Raw genomic sequence first — 23442 nt, forward strand, 5'->3', positions numbered from 1 at the left:
TTTTATTGATTATTACAGCATTGGTTTAAGTATTTCAAGCAGATAATCTGCAAATTCTTCAGCAGTTGCTCCATCTTTGTCTGTTGTCACAACATGTTTTCTTTCAGTTATTGTACATATGTCCAGTGCCTTGTCAAGAAGAGCTTTCCTATCACCGTAACCAATATGAGCAACCAGCATTCCCACTGCTCTTATTAAGCTGCACGGGTCTGCATAATTCCCTCTCCCGTGTGAAATAAGAAATGGAGCTGTTCCGTGAATAGCTTCAAACATAGCATATTTGTTGCCTATATTTGAAGATGAAGCTGTTCCAAGTCCTCCCTGTTGTTCTGCAGCTACGTCTGTCACTATATCTCCGTAAAGATTCGGAAGTACAAACACTTCGCAGCCTTTGCAAAATTCTGGATCCATCATTTTAGCACACATAGCATCAACAAATTTTTCCTGAACTTCTATTTCAGGATACTCCTGCCCTACCTTTTTTACTGCCTTTACAAAATTGCCATCGTTCAGTTTGACAATATTTGATTTTGTAACAACAGTCACATTTTTTTTGCCATTTTTTCGCGCATATTCAAATGCTGCTCTTGCTATTCTTTCGCTTCCTTGTTTTGTTTGAACTTTGAAATCAATGGCAAGATCCTCATTAACCTGTATTCCCTTGTTACCCCAGATGTATTCACCTTCTATGTTTTCTCTGAAGAATGCCCAGTCAATATTTTTCTCAGGAATTTTTATAGGACGAACTGCAGCAAACAGCTCAAGTTCACGTCTAAGCATTGTGTTGGCACTAATAAGATTTGGCCATGGATCTCCTTCTCTTGGAGTAACCATAGGACCTTTCAACAAGACATGACACTTTTTTATTTCTTCAAAAATATCATCAGGAAGACTTTGCATTTTTTCAGCTCTGTTTTCTATAGTCATTCCTTCGATCATACGGATTTCAACTTTTCCTGAACTGATTTCACTTTCAATAAGTGCATTTAAAACTTTTATTGCTTCCTTCATTATAATTGGTCCTATGCCATCTCCAGGCATGATTCCTACTACTATTTTTTCCAACTTTGAAAAATCGGTAATCTCGCTGTCTGCCTTCATTCTTTCAATTCGTGCATATTCTGATTTTATTAGATCTGCAAATTTTTCCTGTGCTGTAATAATATTTTCCATACTATTCTCCTTATTTGTTTTTATTTGCAACATATCTGAGCTGTCCACCGGCTATGATGATGCTTATTTCACGGTCAGTCAAATCAACTTTTGTTTTAAACGATGTATTTTTTGTGATGTTTTTTACTGTAACCTTTCTTGTTTGTATTTGTTCAGCTATGTTTTCAACTTCAAGTTCGTCCATCATTTCAATGCTGTCATAATCTTCTTGATTTTCAAACAACAAAGGAAGGACGCCATAATTTACGAGATTGTTCTTATGAATTCGAGCCATTGATTTTGCTATTATTGCCTTAACTCCCAAGTACATTGGCGCTAGGGCAGCATGCTCTCTGCTTGAACCTTGTCCATAATTTTCTCCCCCAACAATGATGCTCTGGCCAAGTGTTTTGCATCTGTCATGGAATCCCGGGTCAATTCGTCCGTAGCAAAACTTGCTTATCTCTGGAATATTTGAACGTAGCGCTGAAAACTGAGCATTAGCCGGAGTAATGTCATCTGTAGTTATATTGTCTCCTCTTACTGCGGATACTTTAGCGTTAAGTGTTTCAGGAAGCGGATCATTTATAGGCATTGGTCTAATGTTTGGCCCTCTCACAACTTCAACATCTGCTCCGTCTTCAGCCGGAGGAATTATAAGCCTGTCATCAACTATAAAATCATCAGGCTCTATTATATTTTCAAGCATTTCAACATCATAGAAATCTCTTGGATCTGTAATGTAACCGGTTATGGCAGATGCTGCAGCTACTTCTGGGCTTGATAGGTAAAGCTTCGCATTCAGGTGCCCGCCTCTTCCTTTGAAGTTTCGGTTTGATGTGCGCAATGATACACCATCAGTGCTTGGAGCCTGACCTATACCACAGCATGCACCGCATCCGCATTCTATTATGCGTGCTCCTGCAGCCACAAGCTTGCCAATAATACCGTCCCTAAGAAGCATTAAATACATTTGTCTGCTTCCCGGAGCTACTACAAAGCTTACTTCTGAATGAGCTACTTTACCGTCAACAATGACTGCTGCCTTGGCAAAATCAGTATATGAAGCATTTGTACAGCTCCCTATAAACACCTGGTTGATTTTTATATTTTTTAAGTTTCTTGCTTCTGTTACGTTGTCAGGCATGTCCGGCATTGCAACAAGTGGCTCAATCTTGTCCAGGTCTATGTCTATAACTTCATCATATTCGGCATCTTCATCAGGCCCTAACTTGATCCAGTCCTGTTCTCTTTGTTCATTTATGAAGAACTCATGCACGATTTCATCACTTGGGAACAAAGACGTTGTTGCACCCATTTCTGCTCCCATGTTTGTTATGGTTGAGCGGTCACGCACGCTTATGGAGGCAACACCTTCTCCTGTGTATTCATAAACTTTTCCTATGCCTCCCTTGACAGTTTCCCGTCTTAACATTTCAAGTATAACATCCTTTGCTGAAACACCAGGTCTTAATTTTCCATGGAGATTTACATTTACTACAAATGGCATTTTAAGGTATGTAGGTTCTCCTGCCATGGCAAGAGCAACATCCAGGCCTCCTGCTCCTATTGCAAGTGCTCCTACGGCTCCTCCTGTTGGTGTGTGGCTGTCAGAGCCAAGAAGTGTTATTCCTGGTCTGCTGAAACGTTCAAAATGCACTGTGTGACATATTCCGTTTCCTGCCTTTGACAAATAAATTCCATATTTTTTAGCAACTGTCTGGAGATAAATATGGTCATCAGGATTTTTGTTGTCAGCATACAGCATGTTGTGATCTATATAACTTACAGAACGTTCAGTCTTTACCTTTGGTATTCCCAATGTTTCAAACGAAAGATATGCAGGAGTTCCTGTTACGTCATGTGTAAGAGTGTGATCAATTTTTATTGCAACTTCTTCACCTGCAACCAAACTTCCTGATACGTAATGGTCTTCTATGATTTTTCGTGTCATATTTTTTCCCATAATTAATCCTCATTTCTTTTTTTATTATTCAACATGGTATCTACAGAAATACCACGCATACGGGACTTTCAGTTTCAATTGTTTTTCCGGAAAAACTAAGATTTCCTGTTTTATAATCAACATGAAAAATTTTAATTGTGTGGCTGTCTTCATTGGCAACCAAAAGCTGTTTTCCATCAGGGCTGAATGTCATGAATCTTGGCGTTTTTCCCATACAATCAGTGTGACCGTTGCATTTTAAATATCCAAACTCACCAATTTCAAATGCCGCAATGCTGTCATGAATTCTGTTTGAAACATAAAGAAATTTGTTGTTTGGATGAATAACAACTGCACTTGCCTGACCTTCTCCTTCATAATCTTTGGGTAATGTGGATATTTTTTGTTTATTCATTAGATTTCCATTATTTTCATCAAACAAATAAAATGCTGCAGAATTTCTCTTTTCATTGACCACATATAAATATCTGTTATTGTCATGAAAAACCGCATGTCTCGGATCATCACCTATTTCTGCCATGCAGCAATTAACAATATTTAGAGACCCGTCATCATTTGATTTGAATACATTGACCTGAGAAAAGCCATCATTTCTTCCCTGGGCAGGAACAATCAAATAATTCCCGCTCTTATCCCATATGCACTGATGTGGATGAGAAATATTTTCTTTTGTTTTGCCTGGGAATACAGATTTGAATATTGGGTTCGTAAGACTACCGTCAGCATTTCTTTTCAATACACTTACAGCACCCCCTTGAAGAGTAGCCACATATATGTATTGGTTTTTTTTATCAACAGTTATGAATACCGGATTCTTGCCTCCGGAATCAACCGTATTAAGATGAGATAACTTACCCGTACTCTTTTCTATTTTAAATGAGCTCACAGCATTTATGTCTCCATGAACAGAGTATAAAAAATCTCTGTTTTTATCAAAGCATTGATACGATGGATTTATTAAATCACTGATAATCTGAACTTCATTCCAGTCTCCATCACTATCTATACTGTACACCTTCAAGCCTTTTCCGCTTGCATTTCTTACTTTTGTGGTCCTGCAGCCCACGTATGCAATTTTTTTCATAGTTACCTCATGTTTTATTCCTAATACTTTTCATGCAGTAAACGATTTTCACCGTATCTTTTATGTTGAAGATAAATTGATTATATATTATTTATTGTTTTTTGTATAATATCCTTATATAATATTGCTATAAATTTTAGCTATAACCTGGAGGAATCATGCGTTTAAAAGATTTTCTATATTTTTCAACAATAGCCAAATATAAAAGTTACTCCAAGGCTGCTGATGAACTTTTCATAAGTCAGCCAACACTGAGCCAGGCAATCAGCAGGCTTGAAAACCAGCTGGGTGTTAAGCTGTTTGATCGTGACAACTTGACTGTGTCATTGACTTCTGCAGGAAAAATATTTCTGGAGGATGCCAATGAAATTTTGGCTGCAACGGAAAGACTTAAAAAGAAAATGAAAAATATTTCAGAATCAAATTATGGCACAATCCGGGTTGGTTCATCACAGTTTTATGGATCATTTATTTTTCCTGTGCTTATTCCTTCATTAAAAGAAAATTATCCTGGAATTAAAATAGAAATAACTGAAGAATCATCTGATCAGTTGGAAACAATGGTAGAAAACGGCGAACTTGATTTTGCATTTATTCCTCTTCCTATTACATCTGGACATTTAACTAGCTGTCACATGTTCAATGAGAAAATTCTATTAGCAATTCCGGATGAGTCAGGCATCAACAGCAAACTAAGACTTACTCCTGACAAGCACTGGCCTTATGTTGAAAATTTCTCAGCTCTGGCTCATGAAAATTTTATGCTTCTTAAAAAAAACATGAAACTTCGAATAAAAGCAGATGCTTTATGTGAAAATGCAGGATTTTCTCCAAATGTTATAATTGAAAGCCAGAACATGGAAACTCTAAGAAATTACGTGGCTCTTGGCATGGGTATAAGTTTTCTTTCACACTTGCTAGCAAGCTCAAACAAACCGGGAATACTGTATTATCAACTGCACGATTACAGCATTGTGCGTGATTTCGTCTTGATATATTCAAAAAATAATCCTTTGTCGTCAATGGAAAAAGCATTCATTCAGGTGTCAAAGGAAGCATTGTCCTCGTTCCACTGCGATTGATTCGAAATTTAAATGCAAAATGATAAAATAAAAAGTTTGTCCTATAATTTGTTATAGGACAAACCTCTATTAGGAATGTTTTAAAAAACTAAACTATTTAATTTCTTCTCTTGCTTCGTAAGCTTCTACTAAAGCTGTTATGAAGTGAGAGTGAGGATCTTCAAGTGCCATTGTAGCGCTGGTTGTAACATCAACAAGCATTGCTGCTTCTTCAGCTGTAAAAGTAGCTGTAACAGCTTTGTCAGCATCTGTCAACTTTTCAGTATATGCCATTTTATATGGTCTTCCGTTAGCGTCTGTGTACTTTTTGTTCCATGCAACTACTTCAGCTACTGTCATGCCTTTGAAGAATGACTCATAGTAGTCAAGTTGTTCAAACCATTCTTTTTTTGTTAAATTGTCAGCTGCGCCTTTTGATATTAAGTGTGTCATATCATATGCATAGCCTTCTTCTCTCTTAGTTTCCCAAACATCGTCAATCGATGCCACAAATGCATCTTTTGTTGCCTGGTCAGCAGCAGGATCAACCCATCCTGGGAACAGAGCATATGTAATTTCCATAACATCCCAAGTCAAGTCTACAATTCTTCCATCCTGGTCGAATATAACACTTGCAGTAGTTATGTTCAAATTATCCTTTTGTTCGCCTCTGATTCTGTAGTTGGCTGATTCACCAAATCCATGATAAAGTTTTCTCTCAGTTGCTGCAGCCGGTGCAGGAGTTGCAGCAGTAGTTGCAACAGGAACTGTAGCACCAGCTTTGACGAATAATTTATCTCCAACATAAATCAAACTGATGTTTTTTACCTGTGGATTCAATTTAGCCAATTCATCAATTGTCATATTGAATTTTGCAGCGATTTTCCAGAATACATCTCCACTGACTACAGTATAGACATCTCCTGAAGGTACACTGGTTGTTACAGCTGTATTTGCTGGAGCCGGTGCAGTTGGAGCTTTTGGTGTTGCAGTTGGCGTTTCCTGTGTTGCCGGTGTAGCCCATGATGTTGCATCAACATCAGCAGCTGCAGGGAATGTCATTGCAGAAATTAATAATGAAACTAGTAGTACAATACTTAATGCTTTTTTCATTTTCTTCCTCCCATTTTTAAGTAATATTAAAACCAAAACATTCCTACTAATAATTGTAGCACATAAGAAAACGTTTGTAAAATAATTTTATTTAATATTATATTATAAATATGTAACAGAATTGATCTTAGTCTTCTGAACTGATATCTATGAAGCGTATTCCCTTTCCCCATACATTTATAACAGGCAGCACTTTAACAAATGCCATGGAATCAATTTGCTTTATTAACTTTTGTATCATTACAGCCTGATTTGGAGAGCATACAGATTCAATCTGAACCTTTTCTTCATTTGTATAACACCCTGTTACATTTATAAGAGTTACTCCCCGACCAAGTTCAAACATTATAAACTTACTTATTTCTTCATACTTGCTGCTGATTATTTCAAGCTTGTACAACTTTGTTCCAAATCCAAACATTATATAGTCGCATACCTTTGTTATAATCAATTGACTGATGATAGAATAAAGAGCTATATTTCTTCCAAAGGCAAAAGCTGCAGTGATTATTACAAAACCGTCCAGTACAAGCATTATGTAGCTTACATTTATTGATGGAAAAGCCTTCTTGTTAAGAATTCTGGCAAGTGTATCTGTTCCGCCGAACGAAAAACCCTTCCTGAGTATCATTCCAACTCCAAGCCCGTAAAAAAGCGAAAAATATATGGAAGCAAGCAGTAGATCATTTTCCACAAATTTAAATTCAAAGCTCTGCATTGCCAGAAGAACAGTGGGATAAAGCACAGAAAGAAAAATAATTTTCATTATTTCTTTTTTACCCATCAGTACAAATGTTATGAGCAATATTATAAGAGTTGCAAAATAATAAATATAGGAATAGTTAATATACAGGTATTTTTCTAATACAATTGCAAGACCCGTAATACCACTGGTTATAAGTCCATTTGGTTTAAGAATATAATTAACAGAGAATGCAGTAATGAGGCAGCCTATAGTTAAGTAAATTGTATCATTGAATAATTTTTTCAAATTCGTATTGCGCATTTTGTCTCCCCTTAAATACAATCAATATGTTGTTCACGTCCTAGTAATATAATAACAAAAATTAGAAAAAAATCAAAGCAATTTAATAATACACATATGGATTTTTAAGACAGCTTTTTAAGGAATAATCAATCTCAATGAGGAAAATATATGTGTGTGACTTTATCTCACTAATATTTAAAAGGAGGTATTAAAATGAGCAAAGGAAATGGAAGACACAATAAAAGCGGCGAAGGCAACGGTATGGACAAATTCAACGGTACTTGTAACGGCATAACAAACTCAAACAAATCTCAAGATCAAATGGATTATGGTATAAAGCATAATAATCCTAATTCAAATGATAACAAATTAGGAGCATACAACTCAAACAGCTTCTTAAGCTCAAAAGACAAATTAAAAAACAAAAAATAAAAATAAAGTGCTGATACACGGTATCAGCACCTTTCATTCTAACATTAATCCAGTGTATCAATATACACGTCGACATTGTAGTTAGGAAGCAGGAATGAATCTTTTGTATTGATTGAAATTTTTACGGGAACCACAGTTTCACCGTTGTTGCTGAACGCCATCCCTGACAAATATACTACACTGCCTTCATATTCTTTGGTCCTATCGGCAACAGGCACTATCTTAACCGTCTGTCCTTCTTTTACATCCTTGATAAATTCTTCGGGAACGTTGGCTTCAACAATCAGACTGTCCAAATTGACTATGGTGAATGCTTTCTGTTCTTCACTTGTAATATTTCCGGGAGCATATTTTAAGTCATATACTGCTGCGTTTTCATATTCAGATACTACTTGATTTCCTACTATGAATGGTTTGTTGAGCTTGCTCTCCATGACTGCTACACCGTACTCAATTTGAGTGCCTTTTTGTGCCAATATGTCAGCTTTGTTCATTTCAGTTTCCTTGCTTACCTGGTACTGTTCTATGTTTCTATCATTAGATTCTGAAGCAATTTTCAGTTCATATTCAATGTCATTCATTTTATTTTTTGCTTCATCCGTGATTTTCTTGTATTGATTATATGATTCCTGAGATATTGCCCCTTCATTATAGAGATTTTCCTTGTTCTTGAATTCTTCTGCAGCCTGCTGGTAATGAGATTTTGCAAACTCCAGATTATTTTTTAGTTTTTCAAGCTCTGATGTTTTGTCATCCAGTGTGAGTCCGTTTAAACTTGTAACAGCACTCTTTTCTTCAAGCTTGGCAATATTGAGTTCTATCTTTTTATCTTGAATCAGAGCCTGATACTTTGTTAAGTCCAAAGTTATTATAGGTTCATTTAAACCAACATGCTGGCCTTCTTCAACTTGAACATCCATAACAACAGCCGGAAATTCAATAATAACATCTTTTGAATCTTCTGCTTTTACAATTCCAAAGGCTTCAATTATTTTTGACTGCTCTGATATGTCTACTTCTTCCACTTGAGATGTTTTTTCACTCTTGCCACAGCTTGTTGTAATAAGTAACAAACACATAACTGCTGATATTATAGTTAGTTTTCTTTTTGTCATTATTCCCACACCCTTCCATCTTTTACATTAATAATTCGATTTCCATACTTTGCTGTTTCCAAAGAATGGCTTACCTGCAATATGGTCTTTCCTTTTTCACGATTGATTTTCTGAAACAAATTCATTACTTCTTCAGTTGTCTTGCTGTCAAGATTTCCTGTGGGCTCATCAGCAAGAATAATGTCTGGTTCATTTATAAGTGCTCGTGCTATTGCAACACGCTGCTGCTGTCCTCCCGACAATTCCCTTGGAGTGTGTTTTTTCCTGTCTGATAATTCAACAACATCAAGAATTTCATCAAGTTTATCACTGTATTTGCTGATTTTTTTCCCATCCAGAAGCAAAGGAAGCATCACATTGTCCTCCACTGTCAAATTAGGAACAAGATTATAAAACTGAAAAACAAATCCAACTTCCCTGCGCCTCATGATGCTTTGTTCCTCATCAGACAATGCTGAAATATCCTGGCCCTTTATTAATATTTTTCCGGTTGTTGGCTTATCAAGGCCTCCCAAAAGATATAAAAGCGTGCTCTTTCCGGACCCTGAAGGCCCCATTATTGTAATAAATTCTCCTTTTTCAACGCTCATGTTGATGCCTTTTAAAACATCAACTGTCAGCTCTCCCAGCAAAAATGTTTTATTTAAGTCTTTAACTTCGATAATATTTTCCATAATCCACCTACTCGTATTTAATTGCTTCAATAATGTTGAGTTTTGATGTTTTTAATGCAGGACTGATTGAAGCCAGCACTGCAATAATAATACCTCCCACCAGTGCACTTATAAAAAAGTTCATTGAATAATGTATTGCAATTGGAATGTCAATTGATTGCATAAGATTCGGAACTGACAAAAGCATGAGTGTGCCGCCTATAATTCCTACAACCCCTCCAATACAGCCTCCTGTGAGAGCCTCAATCATAATCATCTTCAATGTCTGTCTTTTAGATAGACCAATTGATCTCATCATGGCAATTGAGCGCTTTCTCTCCATAAAACTGATCATATAGTTATTGAACACTCCAAAAATTCCAATGAGCATGGCAATAACTGAAAAAGCCTGAAGTATTATCATAAACTGATTGTTAGATTCATAATTCTTCTTTTCCATGCTGTCGATTGTATCTCCAAACATTCCGCGCCTTGTGAATTTATCCTGTATGGATGAAAGGACTTCATCGGGATTTTTTGATGTTTTAATAAAAAAATTACTTATTTCCTGCTGCTTCATATCCATTTTATAATATTTCTGGGAAATCACCGCATTGCTTCCATTGCTCATTATTGAGTCATAAAATCCTATTACTTTGTATGTTTTATCTCCGCTTTTCATTTCAAGTGTTAAGCTGTCGCCAACCTTTAATCCAAGTTTTTCCTTTGCCATATTGGCAACCATAATATTTCTTCCTTCATCCAAAAGCTTGAAAGTTTCGTCAGCATCCAATTTGCCTTGCAGCCTGAATGTAACATAGTCTCTGTATCTTTTTATGTCAACGCCCTGCAGGTAACGAATGGTGTAATTCGCATCCTTGACATCCACCCCATCCCATGATTCATATGCTCCGTAGGTTCCATATACCCCGTCAACACTTCTAAGAACCTGCTCCGTATTTCTGTCGGAATTGTACAAGCTCACCATTATGTCAAAGTTCCAGTCCTTGTAGGCATTTAATACTTCTATTCCCACACTGCTGCTTATGGTGTTTATCATAAGCAGGGTCGATATTCCTATGGCAAGAAGGGAAATATTATTTAAAATATTCTTGTTGCCGTTCAAGTTTTTAACAGCAAGAATTCCTTCATTTCCAAAAAAATTACCGTAAAACCTTTCAAATAACTTTAAAAAAATTCTTGTTATATAAGGAACACACATGACTACGGCAACTGTTGAAATGAGAAGACTTACTACATTTATTAACAGTGCCAGTGACTTGGGAGCAACAAGAGGCAATGATGACGAAATCAAAAGCATGATTATTCCGGCATATTTTTTCCATTTTTTGTTTTTTGATTTTATTTCAGTGTTGTTAAGCACAAGGTCCTTTATTGGTATTTTTGATGCTTTGCTTATGGGGCGCCAGGAACTTATCAGTGCTACACATATGGCAAGAAGAAATGATGCAGCCAAATGTCCTATTCCGAATTTTATAGAAACATTCATTTGTCCGTTGTAGGGATCTGCAGCCATAATCTTTGCTATGAGATACAATACTCCAATCCCCAATATGTCACCTGCAATACCACCAGCAATTCCATATGTAAGACTTTCTCCAATGAGCACAACATCTGTCATCTTTCTTGTGGCACCAATGCTTCTAAATGTTCCGATAACCGGCAGACGTTCTGTAGTTATTACCTTGAATGTTGAGTAGATAATAAAAATACTTATGAATAGCACCATTGAAGTCATCATGAACATGGGCACAACAATAAACTGCATATATTGTCTTAGTTCTTCTGCTGAAAAAGGTTCGCTTACCCTGTATCTTGGATATAGTTTTTCCAGAGTATCAATAGCAGATTTAATATCAACACCTTCTTCAAGAACAACAAAGGCAGTCTGCACCCTTCCCCTGACGTTTCGTATAGAGGCTATTGTATCCATAGGCATCACAGCTGTCATTGTGTCTGACTGAGGGTTGTGCTGAAATACTCCCGTTGGTCTGGAAATTCCGTATACTGTCAGGATTCTATCTCTGCCGTTTATTTTTATGTCAATACGGTCTCCTACATTGAAGCCATACTTATCTGCAAATATTTTGCTAAGTATTACAAAATTTCCTTCAAAATCCTTATTCCTTGCAACTTGGCTGAAGTTTACAGGATTAAGCTTATCGAGTTCTTCAATATTAAATCCTCGTACAATCAGATTTTCTGTTTTAATGTTATATTTTTCTGATTGATCTTCAGACAATTTGTAGCTGCCGGATGCCGCAATGCTTCCTGTTAAATAGGACACACCATCAATGGGTTCAGGTTTAATTTTGAAAGTCCCTGAAGGCGAATCCTCATCAGGCTGTATTATTATATCTGCCTCACCTGTCTGCATTTTGATTTGATTTTCATACATGCTGGTGATGGTACCGGATAACCCGCTGCAAGCAAAAAAAAGTGCAGCAGAAATTGCAATAGAAAATACAATAATAAATGCTCTGAATTTTTTCTCAAGGATGCTCTTTACAATGAATCTTACAATAATTCCCAATTAATTCCTCCATTTATTTAAGAGTGAAGATTTTATACAATAAATACTACGAAAAGTTGTAAAGCATTCTCTATTATACCATTTTTTATATTAAATGCCACAAAAATCTTTTACTATAAGTAACAAAATAATCCTTTAAATAAAATAAAAAACGAAGTTTGCATAACAAACTTCGTTTTTATTTTATATATCAATATCCAGCAAGTATGAACTTAAGCTTTTTCCATGTTTATCCAAAGCAAGAGATCTGGTAACACCGCCCCCAAGAGCGTCATACATTACGAAATTCATTGCTCCTAACTGAGGCAGTTCATATCTTACAACTTCACCTTTGACAATTTCTTTGAACCATTGTTTTACTACTTCCGGTGTGACTTTTTCCTTCAATAATTCATAGTCTTTTATATCATATGCTATAAGAGAAACATTTGAAATATTACCTTTATCCCCAGTTCTTGAATGTGCTATCTCCCATAACTTCATTATAATACCTCCTTGTATATTACCTTAGCTTCTACATCATTTCTGTTAATCAATATTGAAGCCACCGATACAATTTCACTTACCGTCTTAGTGGCTCCGCCACCGCCTGCAGGTCCGTTTGTATACAATGTTTCAACCTCATTACCTATCTGGACTGCATCATACTTAGACTTAGTTCTGGCAGCAATTCTCAATCTTATTTCTTCCGGAGTATTATAAACTCTTCCTTGATTTTTATAAATGCTGTTTATTCCTATGAAATCTATTTTTATTTCGTCGTATTTTACATTTGTCAGCTCAAGTCTTTTTTCAACTATTTCTGCGGCAAGCTTTGCTCTTTCTAAGCATCCGGGTCCACCGTAAGATATTTCTCCTTCGCCTATGAAGCAATCCTTGTATCCCAGGCTGGCCTTCAATGTTTGAGGTTTTTCTCTGCCAGTTGCGCCCTTAACTTCAACAACATCTTTTGCTATGTCTTTAAATGTAACATTTGAGAAGTCAGCTATGCAGTCTGGAGTCAAATATTCTTTAGGATTGTGAATTTCATATATCATCTGCTCTATACAAGTGTCCTTGTTAACTACTCCGCCTGAGCCTTCAACTTTAGTGATGATAAAATCACCGTTCTCGTCTACCTCAACTAATGGAAATCCAAGCTCCCACAGCCTTTCAACATTTTTTTTGCCTGGTTCCGCATAGTATCCGCCTGCCGACTGGCCTCCGCATTCAAGCAAATGACCTACCAGTGTACCCTTACCCATCAGATCATAGTTATTTATATCCCAGCCGAATTCATATACCAGTGGTGCCAGAAACAATGCAGGGTCTGATACTCTTCCGGTTACAATAATGTCTGCTCCATTTTCAAGAGCTTCAACTATTCCATCTATGCCCATGTAGACGTTGGCAGAAACAACTTCGCCGTCCAGCTGAGAAAGTGGCCTGCCTGTCTCCCAAACTGTTGCATCCTGATATTTATTAAGCTGATTGAAGAAATCATCGCCATAAACTCCTGCAACCTTTAATCCTTTCAGTCCTTTTTCTTCAGCCATTTTGCAGATTACATCAACTGCGCTCTGAGGATTGGCTGCGCCCATATTTGTAATTACTTTAATTTTATTTTTATATGCCAATGGTAGCACTTTATCCATTCTGTGTTCAAGAAGTCCATTATAACCTTTTTTTGGGTCCATTAACTTTTGCTGCTGTGCAATTGCTATTGTTCTTTCAGCCAGACACTCAAAACTAATGTAATCAAGATTTCCCCTTTCCATGAGCTCTAAGGCTGGTTCAAGCCTATCGCCTGCATATCCGGCTCCGCTTCCTACTCTTATCTTTTTCATTATTATATCCTTTCTAATTTGCTCAACGCATTAAGTATTGAAATAAACTGTGAGCATTTTTTGTATTAAATTTAATATTAAAGTGCTATTACTCCGATGGCTATGGATACTATAAGCATTACAATTGTAACCAACCATGCAAGGGGAATAGTTTTCTTCTGATGATCTCCCAGGTCTACCCCTGTCAATCCTGCCAAAAGGAATGTTGCTGCTGTCAATGGACTTATTGGGAAACCTGTTGTCATTTGTCCAATTATTGATGCTCTTCCCACCATTAACGGATCTATGCCAAATTGATTTGCTGCACTGGAAAGAACAGGCAATACTCCAAAATAAAATGAATCAGGATCAAACAACATACTTAACGGCATTGAGGCAATACCTACTATAAGCGGAATAAATCTGCCCATGGCAGTTGGTATGAGATTAACAATGGTTTCTGACATGGCAGTTATCATTTCTGAGCCTTTCATTATTCCTGTAAATGCACCGGCTGCAAATAATACACTTGCCATCATCAATGCTTCCTTTGCATGAGCATCAATTAATTCTCTTTGTAGCTTTACATTTGGATAATTGATTACTATTGCTATACAAAATGCAAACATGAATGTTACCTGCGGCGGCAATAAATTTGATATCATTACAGCAATAGCCGCAACAATTAAAATTATATTTACAATAAATAACTTAGGTCTTTTCAAACTTAATTTTTTCTCATCTACTTCTTTATTCATTCCGTTCAAATCAAGATTGTTTACATTGGCTATGTTAATTTCACCGATTCTTTTCTTTTCTCTTTTTCCAAGAAAGACTGCAATAACAAGGACAGTAATCAAACCTGCCAAAAGAGGCACCAGCATAGGATTAAACAGCTCATTTATTGGAGCATTTAAAGATGTGGCTGCTCTTATGGTAGGACCGCCCCAGGGCACCATGTTCATTGTACCTGCAGCAAGTGCTACAACAGTTGCCAGCGTAACCCTGCTCATTCCTACAGCGTCATATAAAGGAAGAAGAGCTGGAATTGTTATTATAAATGTTACTGCTCCTGAACCGTCAAGATGTACGCACATTGCTAAAATTGCTGTACCTACTGCAATTTTAACCGGATCACTTCCAACTAATTTGAGTATTTTTTGTATTATTGGATCGAATGTTCCTGCATCACTAAGTATTCCAAAGAATAATATTGCAAATATAAACATGACTCCTGTTGGGGATATCGTCTTTATTCCATCAGTAATAAACGTTCCAACATCTTTAAATCCAAAACCACCGATAAAAGCCATTATGCTGGGTACAGCAATTAGTGCAACCGTCGGTGATAACTTTTTTGTCATTACGACAACAAGTAAAAGTATAACTGATAAAAAACCTAAAACTGCTAACATATTTTCCTCCAAAAATAATTTATTTTTTTACAATAAACATATATGCAAAACCAATGCCAATAAAATATATAATTTTATATTGAAAATTCAACAATTAAATACTATCATCATTTATCGTTTCTAATATTTTAGAAATTTATTAAATCACATTGATAATCTTTTGTCAATAATTGTTAAATAGAAAGCAATTCTATCAATTTCTAATATTTTAGAAATATAATTGTAATTTCTAAAATCCTAGAAACAAAAAAATATTCCTTACCGGAATACTCAGACTATTGACCCGTAGGGGCGGACCTCGTGTCCTTAAATTACTTCGTCTTGAACCTGAATATTCCTTACGGAATACTTTCAATTTATTTTAATTTATTGTAAAGAGTAGCCAATGATATGCCAAGAGCTTTCGCAGCATTCCTTTTTCCATCAATGTCATTTCCAAACAATTTTAACGCCTTGTTTATTTCCTGCTTTTCTACTTCTTGTATTTTACTGCTTAATCTATCTATTTTTACTTCAACATCCTTTTGGGAGTACTGTATTCTTGTGGGGAGATGATTTACCTTTATTTCATTTCCATCCATCATGTTAACTGCAAACTCTATTGTATTTTTAAGCTCCCTTATATTCCCCGGCCAATCATAATTGTATAATAAAAATTCAGTATCTTTACTTAAAATTATGTCCATTTTCAAATCATTTTTGTGACTCATTAAATAATGATTCACAAGAGGCAGTATATCTCCTCTTCTTTCTCTCAACGGAGGTATATTGATGGGAAAAACAGATATTCTGTAATATAAATCCTGCCTGAACTTACCTTCATTGATCAGGTCCTCTAATTTTTTATTTGTGGCTGCTATGACCCTTGTATTTATATTTATTTCATTTATGCTGCCTATTCGTCTAATTGTGCCTTCCTGCAGCGTTCTTAACAGCCTAGTCTGAACTTCCATATCCATTTCAGAAATTTCATCTAAAAATATGGTTCCGTTTTTAGCTGCTTCAAACAAACCCATTTTACCTTCTCGTTTTGCTCCTGTAAATGAGCCCTCATCATATCCAAATAGTTCGCTGTCCAGTAAACTTCCTTGAAAAGAAGCGCAGTTTACTGCTATAAACGGTCCGTCTGATCTGTTTGATTCATTATGTATAGCCTGTGCATACAATTCTTTTCCGGTACCGCTCTCCCCATAAATCAAGACTGTAATATCTTTTTTGGCTATTTTTTTAATTGTGCTTTTAATCTGCAATGAATTTATATCTTGGGAAATTATGCTGCTTAGATTATATTTTGCCTTTTGTATGGCATTAATTTTATTTTCCAGTGTTTTTACTTTTGTTTTATATTTATCTATATCCTGGTACAATTTATATATATCTTCAAGATTGCTTACAACAGAAACAGCACCTATAATTTCTGAATCTTCAAATATTGGAGACATGTTAACAGAATATTGAATTCCAAATTCTTCTCTTATTGCTCCAACAATTTGTTTTTTATCTTTTAATACATTATGAAGCCTTGCTCCGGGCCTTACATCTCTAAGACGCTTACCCACAATGTCATCATAAGCAACACGAGTAATTCTTGTATAGGAAGAATTGATGTATTTCACAATTTCATCAGTATCTATAATTAAAATGCCATCATACAAATTATCAAACAATGTTTTAATCCAGCTATCTAACAACATATCATCACCATGTAATTTATTATTTTTCATTTATTATAACATAGGTGTACAACTTTTAAAATATTCTTTTATTATTACAATTACTGCCTTTACAATAAAGTTCACTGCATAAAAAGAACCGTGGCAGAGCCACAGTCCGATTTACTATTCTTAAATTTCTGCTTATCCTTGAACTCAAATCAATTTTTATACATATTTTCTGTTTTCTTTTTGAATAATGGTTTAATTCCGCCGTTTTCTAAAATATTCATTGTATAATCTGATATTTTCTGACCCTGCAGAGAAACTCCTGTAGTTTTATTTAGAACTATTCCGGTTTCAAGGTTAATTTCTAATACATCTTCATCACTTACATTTTCACTGATTCCTGGAACCACCATTAGCGGAATACCTAAGTTAATAGCATTTCTAAAGAAAATTCTGGCAAATGATTCAGCAAGCACTACGCTGACACCGGTGTGCAGCAATGTAATAGCTGCATGCTCACGGCTTGAGCCACATCCAAAATTTGTACCAGCAACTACAATATCTCCTGGAGATACTCTCTCTACAAAAGTTGGATCTGCACCTTCTAAACAATGCTTTGCAATATCCGCAGGATTTACTAGTTCAACAAATCTTCCGGGATATATTTGGTCTGTATCAATATTTTTTCCGAAAACAAAAGCTTTCGCAGTTATTTCTTTACGCATTTTGTTCTGCCTCCTTAATTACTTCTCTGACGTCTGTAATATGACCCTTAAGTGCCGCAGCTGCTACACTTGCAGGTGATGCAAGATATATTTGTGCTCCTGTACTTCCCATTCGACCAGGAAAGTTACGGTTTGTAGCAGTTATACATACTTCTTTATCGGCAATAAGACCTGCATGAGTTCCTAAACAAGGTCCGCAGCCTGGTGCAGTAAATGTTGCCCCTGCTTCCATAAGTGACTGAACATAACCATGTTTTATGGCATTTTGGTAAACTTCTGTTGATGCAGGTATAACAATCAGCCTTGTATCCGGATGTATTTTTTTACCGTTAAGAATTTTATAAGCTTCTTTTATATCTTCTAATCTTCCTCCCGTGCAGGATCCGATAAAAGCCTGATCAACCTTAATCTTCTTAACATCTTCTATTTTGTACACGTTGTCAACACTGTGTGGAACAGCAAGCTGCGGAGATAAATTGCTTACATCAAAAACATGAGTTTCTGAATACTCGAAGTCATCATCTGTTTCGTGAATTTCAAAGTCATGATTAGTTCTTTCACTCAGATATTTTAACACCTTGTCATTTGGCTTTATATAAGATGTTTTAGCACCCATTTCTACAGCCATATTACAGATTGTCATTCTTTCAGCTACTCCTAATTCGTCAATGTAGCTTCCTGAGAATTCTATGGCCTTGTAAACTGCTGCATCTGCCTTTAGCTGTCCTAATATATAAAGAATAACATCTTTGGCATAAACACCATTATGGAGTTTTCCATTTATTTCAATGTTTATTATTTCTGGTACTCTGAACCAAAGCTCACCTGAAATTAAAACTGTTGCCATATCCGTAGCTCCAAGACCTGTTCCAAAAGCTCCAAAAGCTCCATGAGTAGTGGTATGGGAATCAGTTGCTACAAGAATCATCCCAGGCCATACTACCCCTGCTTCAGGCATTACCTGATGACATACACCTTTGTTTATATCAAAATGATATTTTAAATTTTGTTCCTTAACAAAAGCCCTCATCTCCTTATGATTTTGAGCTGTCTGTATAGTTGGAGCCGGAGAGTAATGATCGAAAACAAAGGCAATTTTTTCATTGTCCCAGACTTTCTTGCCTCCCATTTCATAAAATGAGTATATTGTTTGCAGGTAAAGATCGTTGATTTCAGCAAAATCAATTTTGCAATTAACTACTTCACCTGTTTCTACCTTTGTCTTCCCAGCTGCTTTGGCTAAGATTTTTTCAATAGCATGCATTTATATTCCTCCATGTAATTAAAATAATAATTAAAACATACACTTATTAATAAGCAATATGCGTGCCAACTTTTAAAAGGTGAATTTGCTTGCATTTCAGTTTTTTGATGCAGCTAAAATAAAAAAACTGTTACATAATATAATTTTGGCAATTACATTATGTAACAGTTGAAATTTAATTTGAATTATCCTGATAATTATTTAAGAGACGCCATAAATGCGTACGGCTTATTCCCAGTATTTCTGCTGCTAAAGTCTGATTGTTGTCACATTGAGATAAAATTTTTAAAATATATTTCTTTTTTATGTCTTCTAGTGTTTCTGCATTTTCATCAATGAAAAAATTGTTTTGTTCTGTAACATGTTCCTGGTCCATCAATTCTTCAAAATCATCTTCTGTAATTGTATCATCACAGAGCACTACAAGATTCTCAATAACATTTTCAAGTTCTCTTATGTTTCCAGGCCAGTCATAGATTTTTAATTTATTTATTGCCTTACTTGATAACTTTACATCTTTATTGTATTTTGCTGAGATTTTATTTACAAAATATTTACTCAACAATTCAATATCGCCATTTCTATTTCTTAATGCAGGAATTTTTAGTTTTAAAATATTTAATCTGTAGTAAAGATCACTCCTGAAAGCCCCCTGTTCCACCTGCTCAAGAAGATTTTTATTTGTAGCTGCAATAATACGAATATCTATTGGTATTACTTTTGTTGAACCTACAGGCCTTATTTCTCTTTCCTGCAGCACCCTTAACAGCCTTGGCTGCAACTCAATGTCAATTTCTCCGATTTCATCCAAAAAAATAGTTCCGCCATGTGCTTCAGCAAAAAGGCCACTTTTGCCTGCTCTCCTTGCACCTGTAAACGCACCTTCCTCATATCCGAAAAGCTCGCTTTCTAAAAGTGTCTTGGGTATGGCAGCACAGTTTACAGCCACAAATGGTCCGTTTTTTCTCGGACTTTCTTTATGTATGCTCTGTGCGAACATTTCCTTTCCAGTACCGCTTTCTCCTGTAATTAATATGGTACCATTGTTATCGCAATATTTTTTGGCTTTTTCTATAGCTTTTACCATTGCATCGCTATTACCTATAATATCTGAAAAACTATACTTTGCAACATGACCTTTATCCAGAAACTTAGCCCTGATTCTTTGCTCATATTCCTGTATTTTAGATATATCTTGAAAAGTTGCCACAGCTCCAACGGTTTTATCTTTTATAACAATAGGAAGTATGTTGGCAAGAACCTGAGTTTTTCCCATAAGTAAAATCTGCCCTAAAATAGGTTTATTTTTTTCCATAACATCAATTAGTTTTGTATTGCTTGTTATCTCATTAATGGGTAATCCTATTAAATCTTTACCTGAAATTTTCATTATCTTTCTGGCTGCTGAATTAAATGTAGTAATTTTTCCATCGCTGTCAATTGAAATAACACCTTCATTAATATACTGCAAAATTGATTTAAATCGTTCTGATTTCTCTTTTTCATTACGTGTTGCTTTTAAAATTCTTTTTGCTTCATTAATACTTGTATCAATTGCTGCAGTACTTGTCTCCAGAAAAACAGTAGGAATATTATATTCTAAAGCTAAATTCTCAGCTAATGTTCCGCCTAAAATGGCATCAACCTTTTCACCTGAACTAACTAAATTCCTTATATATCGCTTACCGTCTTCTTCGTTTTCCATTTGATAAGCATTTATATTAATGTCTAAAATCGGGCCAAGGAGTTGAACATGGTCTATAACATTTTTAAATCCAATGATATAAATATTTTTTCCGTACTTTTTAGCAATATTAATGGCGTTAAATAGATCATATGGTGAAACCTTTATTTCAATTACCGGAATTGAAGGGACAGTCTTTTTAATAAGATTTGCAGTACCACCTCTTGATATTATTACTTCTACCTCATTTTTTTCTGCTTCCTTAACTACTTCAATAGCAGAATCCAGCAATGCCAACTTGACCGTAACATCATCATAATTATCTGCTGCTTTTCTTGCGGTATATTCAATTTTTGTATGAGGTGCAACAATTAGAATTGGTTTCACATTATGCTCCTTTATTAATTTGATCAATCATAAACATATCTTTTTACAAGTCATATTTTTGCAATTTTCAAATCTGCTTTAAGTTCTATAAACTCTATTATACTAAGTTATCATTATAATATTTCTCAAGCTTTTCTAAGGAATTAATTGTAATTTTCTTGTTAATCATAGCAATTAATCCTTCATCTATACATTTGGCTATTGAACGATTTAAGCTTCTGATTGGCACACATATTTCGCTTGATAACTTTTCTTTTGTTAATTGATCTAAATCCCCAATTCTGTAATGAATGTAAATACTATCTAAAACTCGTTCTTTAACTGTTAATAAAGATAATTTAGAAATTGCATTGGAACTATGTATTAATTTTTCAGCAAATTGTTCTATAAGATATAATGTAAAATTAATATCTTCTTGAAGCCATTGTATGACCGCATTTTTATTTATGGATATTGTATCACAATTGGTTTTTGCAATGACTCCTAAGGTTTTAAATTTATTATTAAAAATCTCTATTTCTCCAAAACAGCTATATGAGTCAAATAAATATAAGGAAATATAGGAACCTGAATAGTTTTGACTATATACCTCAGCTCTTCCATTTATTAAAATATAAAGATAATTATTTGCTTCGTTGGGTAAAAAAATCGAACTGCCTTTTTCATGTTTTTTATATATAAACTCACTTTTAATATGCTCCGGTGCAGCAGATACAATATCCTTTAAATTCATTATAAACCTACCTTTATTTGGGTCATTTGTCCTATTTTTATTATATCTTTATGATTATAATTTAGTCAATAATATTCTTGGAGGTTTAACATGAGAAAAATAATCATTGATACGGATACTGGAAGTGATGATGCAGTTGCTTTGATAATGGCATTAAAATCCAAAGATATAAAGGTCGAAGCAGTAACGACAGTATGCGGAAATGTTCCACTTGATCTTGCAACTAAAAATGCACTTATGACAATTGAAATAACAAATGCCCAAAAACCACCACTTTACATTGGAGCTGCTAGCCCGCTTATGAGAAAATTGGTAACTGCTGTTAATGTACATGGTGAAGATGGTATGGGTGATTGCAATTTAATTCATCCAACTTTAATTTCAGAAAAAAAACACGCTGTTGATGCTATAATTGAAATAGTAGAAAAAAATCCAGGAGAAATTGAAATTGTAGCTCTTGGACCTGCTACAAACATTGCACTTGCAATATTAAAATCACCAGAAACTATGAAAAAGGTAAAACACATATATTCAATGGGTACATCTGGATTTGGTCCTGGAAATACAACTCCTGTTGCAGAATTCAATGTTTATGTTGATGCAGAGTCATACAGTATTTTGCTTAATTCTAATATACCTCTTACAATTGTAGGATTTGATCTTTGCTGTAAAGATGCAGCATTAAATAGAAATGATATCGAATCATTGCTTTCGAGTGAAATGAAAGAAGCAGAGTTTTCTGTAAAATGTAATCAAGCACTACTTGAGTTTAATTTAAAAAGAAATAATGAATATATAATTGACTTACCAGATGCTGTAGCAATGGGTGTAGTGTTATGGAAGGAAATAGTACTTGAAGATAAATTATGTTATTGCTACACTTGTACTAAGGAAGAAGCGGCTTATGGTCAAGTTATAATTAATGACGGCAGTAAATTAGCAATTTCAGATGGATATGCTGGTAATATCCCAAATGCAATTGTCTGTAAAACTATAGATACTAATCTATTTAAAGAAAAACTGCTACATATATTAACTAATAGGTAATTCTTATAACATTTTGAAAGTTGCCAGCAATAAGTAGACAAAAACAATCATCTTAAGAAGGATCAGGTAACCACAAAGATAAAACCTCACAGTCTTTCGGCTCTTTGTCTTTACATAATAAAAGCAGATAACATTACATTATTGTATATCCACAATCAAAAACTCCTCAAAATTGAGGAGTTTAAATATTTCATGTTTTTGTATGGAGGCGGTGGGTGTCGAACCCACGTCCGAAAATATTTCCAAAAGACTTTCTCCGAGTGCAGACCATAATTTAAATTTCGCCTTGTCTACCGCTTATGGTCAAGCTGAAGTTTCGGCTAGCTTCGGTTGTTCAGCCTAAGGTCGAAGCCCCCTTAAGCAGTTCCCTGATTTAGATGATGCCCCGTTTTAGCCTACAGGTCGGCTAAGCGGAACAAGCAGCTGCAATTAAGCAGCGAATGCTAAATTATTGTTTTCTTTTGCGTTTATATTTTGTTGCAACTTTTTACGTTGTTTTGCGGCAACGACTCGCTTATCTTCCTTCTATACCCCCGTCGAAACCAAGTACGCCCCCTAAATGGGATAAGAAAAATCTCTAGTTATATTCTAGAGATTTTTGCT

General features: G+C 35.2%; 19 protein-coding genes and 1 other RNA gene. 3 read left to right on the forward strand and 17 right to left on the reverse strand.

The features are described from left to right. Positions 1-12 precede the first annotated feature (12 nt). The 3 genes from LY60_RS04305 to LY60_RS04315 are packed head-to-tail and all read right to left on the reverse strand — an operon-like array spanning position 13 to position 4202. Positions 13-1173 (reverse strand): isocitrate/isopropylmalate family dehydrogenase, encoded by a 1161-nt coding sequence (locus LY60_RS04305; RefSeq protein ID WP_145080487.1) that lies wholly within the window; start codon positions 1171-1173, stop codon positions 13-15. A gap of 10 nt (positions 1174-1183) precedes the next feature. Further along, a complete protein-coding gene (locus LY60_RS04310; protein WP_145080489.1) occupies positions 1184-3118 on the reverse strand; it encodes an aconitate hydratase in 1935 nt (644 codons plus the stop codon). A 40-nt stretch (positions 3119-3158) separates the two neighbouring features. Next, positions 3159-4202 carry a lactonase family protein gene (locus LY60_RS04315; protein WP_145080491.1) on the reverse strand — a complete coding sequence of 348 codons (1044 nt, stop codon included), beginning with the start codon at positions 4200-4202 and terminating at the stop codon, positions 3159-3161. 158 nt (positions 4203-4360) lie between these two features. Here LY60_RS04315 and LY60_RS04320 point away from each other — a divergent pair, with 158 nt between their 5' ends. Next, positions 4361-5284 (forward strand): LysR family transcriptional regulator, encoded by a 924-nt coding sequence (locus LY60_RS04320; RefSeq protein WP_145080493.1) that lies wholly within the window; start codon positions 4361-4363, stop codon positions 5282-5284. A gap of 93 nt (positions 5285-5377) precedes the next feature. Here LY60_RS04320 and LY60_RS04325 read toward each other — a convergent pair whose 3' ends face one another. Together LY60_RS04325 and LY60_RS04330 are read right to left on the reverse strand one after the other, a co-directional pair. Then, the gene (locus LY60_RS04325; RefSeq protein ID WP_145080496.1) at positions 5378-6376 is read right to left on the reverse strand and encodes a LysM peptidoglycan-binding domain-containing protein; all 999 of its coding nucleotides are present in this window, start codon (positions 6374-6376) and stop codon (positions 5378-5380) included. Between the two features lie 127 nt (positions 6377-6503). Continuing rightward, positions 6504-7382, reverse strand: coding sequence for a YitT family protein (locus LY60_RS04330; protein ID WP_145080498.1), 879 nt, complete (start codon positions 7380-7382; stop codon positions 6504-6506). Positions 7383-7577: 195 nt separating this feature from the next. Between LY60_RS04330 and LY60_RS04335 the strand changes: the two genes are divergently transcribed. Next, on the forward strand, positions 7578-7796 hold the full coding sequence (locus LY60_RS04335) for a hypothetical protein (protein ID WP_019227270.1): 219 nt from the start codon (positions 7578-7580) through the stop codon (positions 7794-7796). Positions 7797-7840: 44 nt separating this feature from the next. On the opposite strand, the gene LY60_RS04340 is transcribed toward LY60_RS04335, so the two are convergent. The 11 genes from LY60_RS04340 to LY60_RS04390 form a co-directional block, all read right to left on the reverse strand. Continuing rightward, complete coding sequence (locus tag LY60_RS04340) at positions 7841-8911, reverse strand: HlyD family secretion protein (RefSeq protein WP_145080501.1); 1071 nt, start codon at positions 8909-8911, stop codon at positions 7841-7843. Next, a complete protein-coding gene (locus tag LY60_RS04345) occupies positions 8911-9585 on the reverse strand; it encodes an ABC transporter ATP-binding protein (RefSeq protein WP_145080504.1) in 675 nt (224 codons plus the stop codon). Before LY60_RS04345 ends, LY60_RS04340 begins: the two co-directional genes overlap by 1 nt. Positions 9586-9592: 7 nt before the next feature. Continuing rightward, positions 9593-12118, reverse strand: coding sequence for an ABC transporter permease (locus LY60_RS04350; RefSeq protein WP_145080507.1), 2526 nt, complete (start codon positions 12116-12118; stop codon positions 9593-9595). A 183-nt stretch (positions 12119-12301) separates the two neighbouring features. Further along, positions 12302-12601, reverse strand: coding sequence for an AtuA-related protein (locus tag LY60_RS04355; RefSeq protein WP_019227756.1), 300 nt, complete (start codon positions 12599-12601; stop codon positions 12302-12304). Continuing rightward, positions 12601-13944, reverse strand: coding sequence for an acyclic terpene utilization AtuA family protein (locus LY60_RS04360; RefSeq protein WP_145080509.1), 1344 nt, complete (start codon positions 13942-13944; stop codon positions 12601-12603). The genes LY60_RS04355 and LY60_RS04360 overlap by 1 nt, the downstream gene beginning before the upstream one ends. A 77-nt stretch (positions 13945-14021) precedes the next feature. Beyond that, positions 14022-15338: a CitMHS family transporter gene (locus LY60_RS04365; protein WP_145080512.1), complete on the reverse strand. Its 1317-nt coding sequence runs from the start codon at positions 15336-15338 to the stop codon at positions 14022-14024. A 356-nt stretch (positions 15339-15694) separates the two neighbouring features. After that, entirely contained in the window at positions 15695-17062 is a 1368-nt protein-coding gene (locus LY60_RS04370; RefSeq protein ID WP_246145365.1) for a sigma-54 interaction domain-containing protein, read from the reverse strand. Between the two features lie 149 nt (positions 17063-17211). Further along, the gene (locus LY60_RS04375; protein WP_145080515.1) at positions 17212-17724 is read right to left on the reverse strand and encodes a 3-isopropylmalate dehydratase small subunit; all 513 of its coding nucleotides are present in this window, start codon (positions 17722-17724) and stop codon (positions 17212-17214) included. Further along, positions 17717-18988 carry a 3-isopropylmalate dehydratase large subunit gene (locus LY60_RS04380; protein ID WP_145080518.1) on the reverse strand — a complete coding sequence of 424 codons (1272 nt, stop codon included), beginning with the start codon at positions 18986-18988 and terminating at the stop codon, positions 17717-17719. The genes LY60_RS04375 and LY60_RS04380 overlap by 8 nt, the downstream gene beginning before the upstream one ends. A gap of 175 nt (positions 18989-19163) precedes the next feature. After that, positions 19164-21059, reverse strand: coding sequence for a sigma 54-interacting transcriptional regulator (locus LY60_RS04385; RefSeq protein WP_145080521.1), 1896 nt, complete (start codon positions 21057-21059; stop codon positions 19164-19166). A gap of 97 nt (positions 21060-21156) precedes the next feature. After that, positions 21157-21792: a Crp/Fnr family transcriptional regulator gene (locus LY60_RS04390; RefSeq protein ID WP_145080524.1), complete on the reverse strand. Its 636-nt coding sequence runs from the start codon at positions 21790-21792 to the stop codon at positions 21157-21159. A 90-nt stretch (positions 21793-21882) separates the two neighbouring features. Here LY60_RS04390 and LY60_RS04395 point away from each other — a divergent pair, with 90 nt between their 5' ends. Next, positions 21883-22839 carry a nucleoside hydrolase gene (locus LY60_RS04395; protein WP_145080527.1) on the forward strand — a complete coding sequence of 319 codons (957 nt, stop codon included), beginning with the start codon at positions 21883-21885 and terminating at the stop codon, positions 22837-22839. Positions 22840-23039: 200 nt separating this feature from the next. Here the strand turns inward: LY60_RS04395 and ssrA are convergent. Next, positions 23040-23395, reverse strand: a transfer-messenger RNA (tmRNA) gene (ssrA, locus tag LY60_RS04400). Between the last annotated feature and the right edge of the window lie 47 nt (positions 23396-23442).

Source organism: Sedimentibacter saalensis (assembly GCF_007830175.1).
Lineage (GTDB): Bacteria > Bacillota > Clostridia > Tissierellales > Sedimentibacteraceae > Sedimentibacter > Sedimentibacter saalensis.

Excerpts from the sequence above, each read along its gene's own strand:
- LY60_RS04305 (WP_145080487.1), bottom strand. The coding sequence starts at position 1,173 with ATGGAAAATATTATTACAGCACAGGAAAAATTTGCAGATCTAATAAAA.
- LY60_RS04310 (WP_145080489.1), bottom strand. The coding sequence starts at position 3,118 with ATGGGAAAAAATATGACACGAAAAATCATAGAAGACCATTACGTATCA.
- LY60_RS04315 (WP_145080491.1), bottom strand. The coding sequence starts at position 4,202 with ATGAAAAAAATTGCATACGTGGGCTGCAGGACCACAAAAGTAAGAAAT.
- LY60_RS04320 (WP_145080493.1), top strand. The coding sequence starts at position 4,361 with ATGCGTTTAAAAGATTTTCTATATTTTTCAACAATAGCCAAATATAAA.
- LY60_RS04325 (WP_145080496.1), bottom strand. The coding sequence starts at position 6,376 with ATGAAAAAAGCATTAAGTATTGTACTACTAGTTTCATTATTAATTTCT.
- LY60_RS04330 (WP_145080498.1), bottom strand. The coding sequence starts at position 7,382 with ATGCGCAATACGAATTTGAAAAAATTATTCAATGATACAATTTACTTA.
- LY60_RS04335 (WP_019227270.1), top strand. The coding sequence starts at position 7,578 with ATGAGCAAAGGAAATGGAAGACACAATAAAAGCGGCGAAGGCAACGGT.
- LY60_RS04340 (WP_145080501.1), bottom strand. The coding sequence starts at position 8,911 with ATGACAAAAAGAAAACTAACTATAATATCAGCAGTTATGTGTTTGTTA.
- LY60_RS04345 (WP_145080504.1), bottom strand. The coding sequence starts at position 9,585 with ATGGAAAATATTATCGAAGTTAAAGACTTAAATAAAACATTTTTGCTG.
- LY60_RS04355 (WP_019227756.1), bottom strand. The coding sequence starts at position 12,601 with ATGAAGTTATGGGAGATAGCACATTCAAGAACTGGGGATAAAGGTAAT.
- LY60_RS04360 (WP_145080509.1), bottom strand. The coding sequence starts at position 13,944 with ATGAAAAAGATAAGAGTAGGAAGCGGAGCCGGATATGCAGGCGATAGG.
- LY60_RS04365 (WP_145080512.1), bottom strand. The coding sequence starts at position 15,338 with ATGTTAGCAGTTTTAGGTTTTTTATCAGTTATACTTTTACTTGTTGTC.
- LY60_RS04370 (WP_246145365.1), bottom strand. The coding sequence starts at position 17,062 with ATGAAAAATAATAAATTACATGGTGATGATATGTTGTTAGATAGCTGG.
- LY60_RS04375 (WP_145080515.1), bottom strand. The coding sequence starts at position 17,724 with ATGCGTAAAGAAATAACTGCGAAAGCTTTTGTTTTCGGAAAAAATATT.
- LY60_RS04380 (WP_145080518.1), bottom strand. The coding sequence starts at position 18,988 with ATGCATGCTATTGAAAAAATCTTAGCCAAAGCAGCTGGGAAGACAAAG.
- LY60_RS04390 (WP_145080524.1), bottom strand. The coding sequence starts at position 21,792 with ATGAATTTAAAGGATATTGTATCTGCTGCACCGGAGCATATTAAAAGT.
- LY60_RS04395 (WP_145080527.1), top strand. The coding sequence starts at position 21,883 with ATGAGAAAAATAATCATTGATACGGATACTGGAAGTGATGATGCAGTT.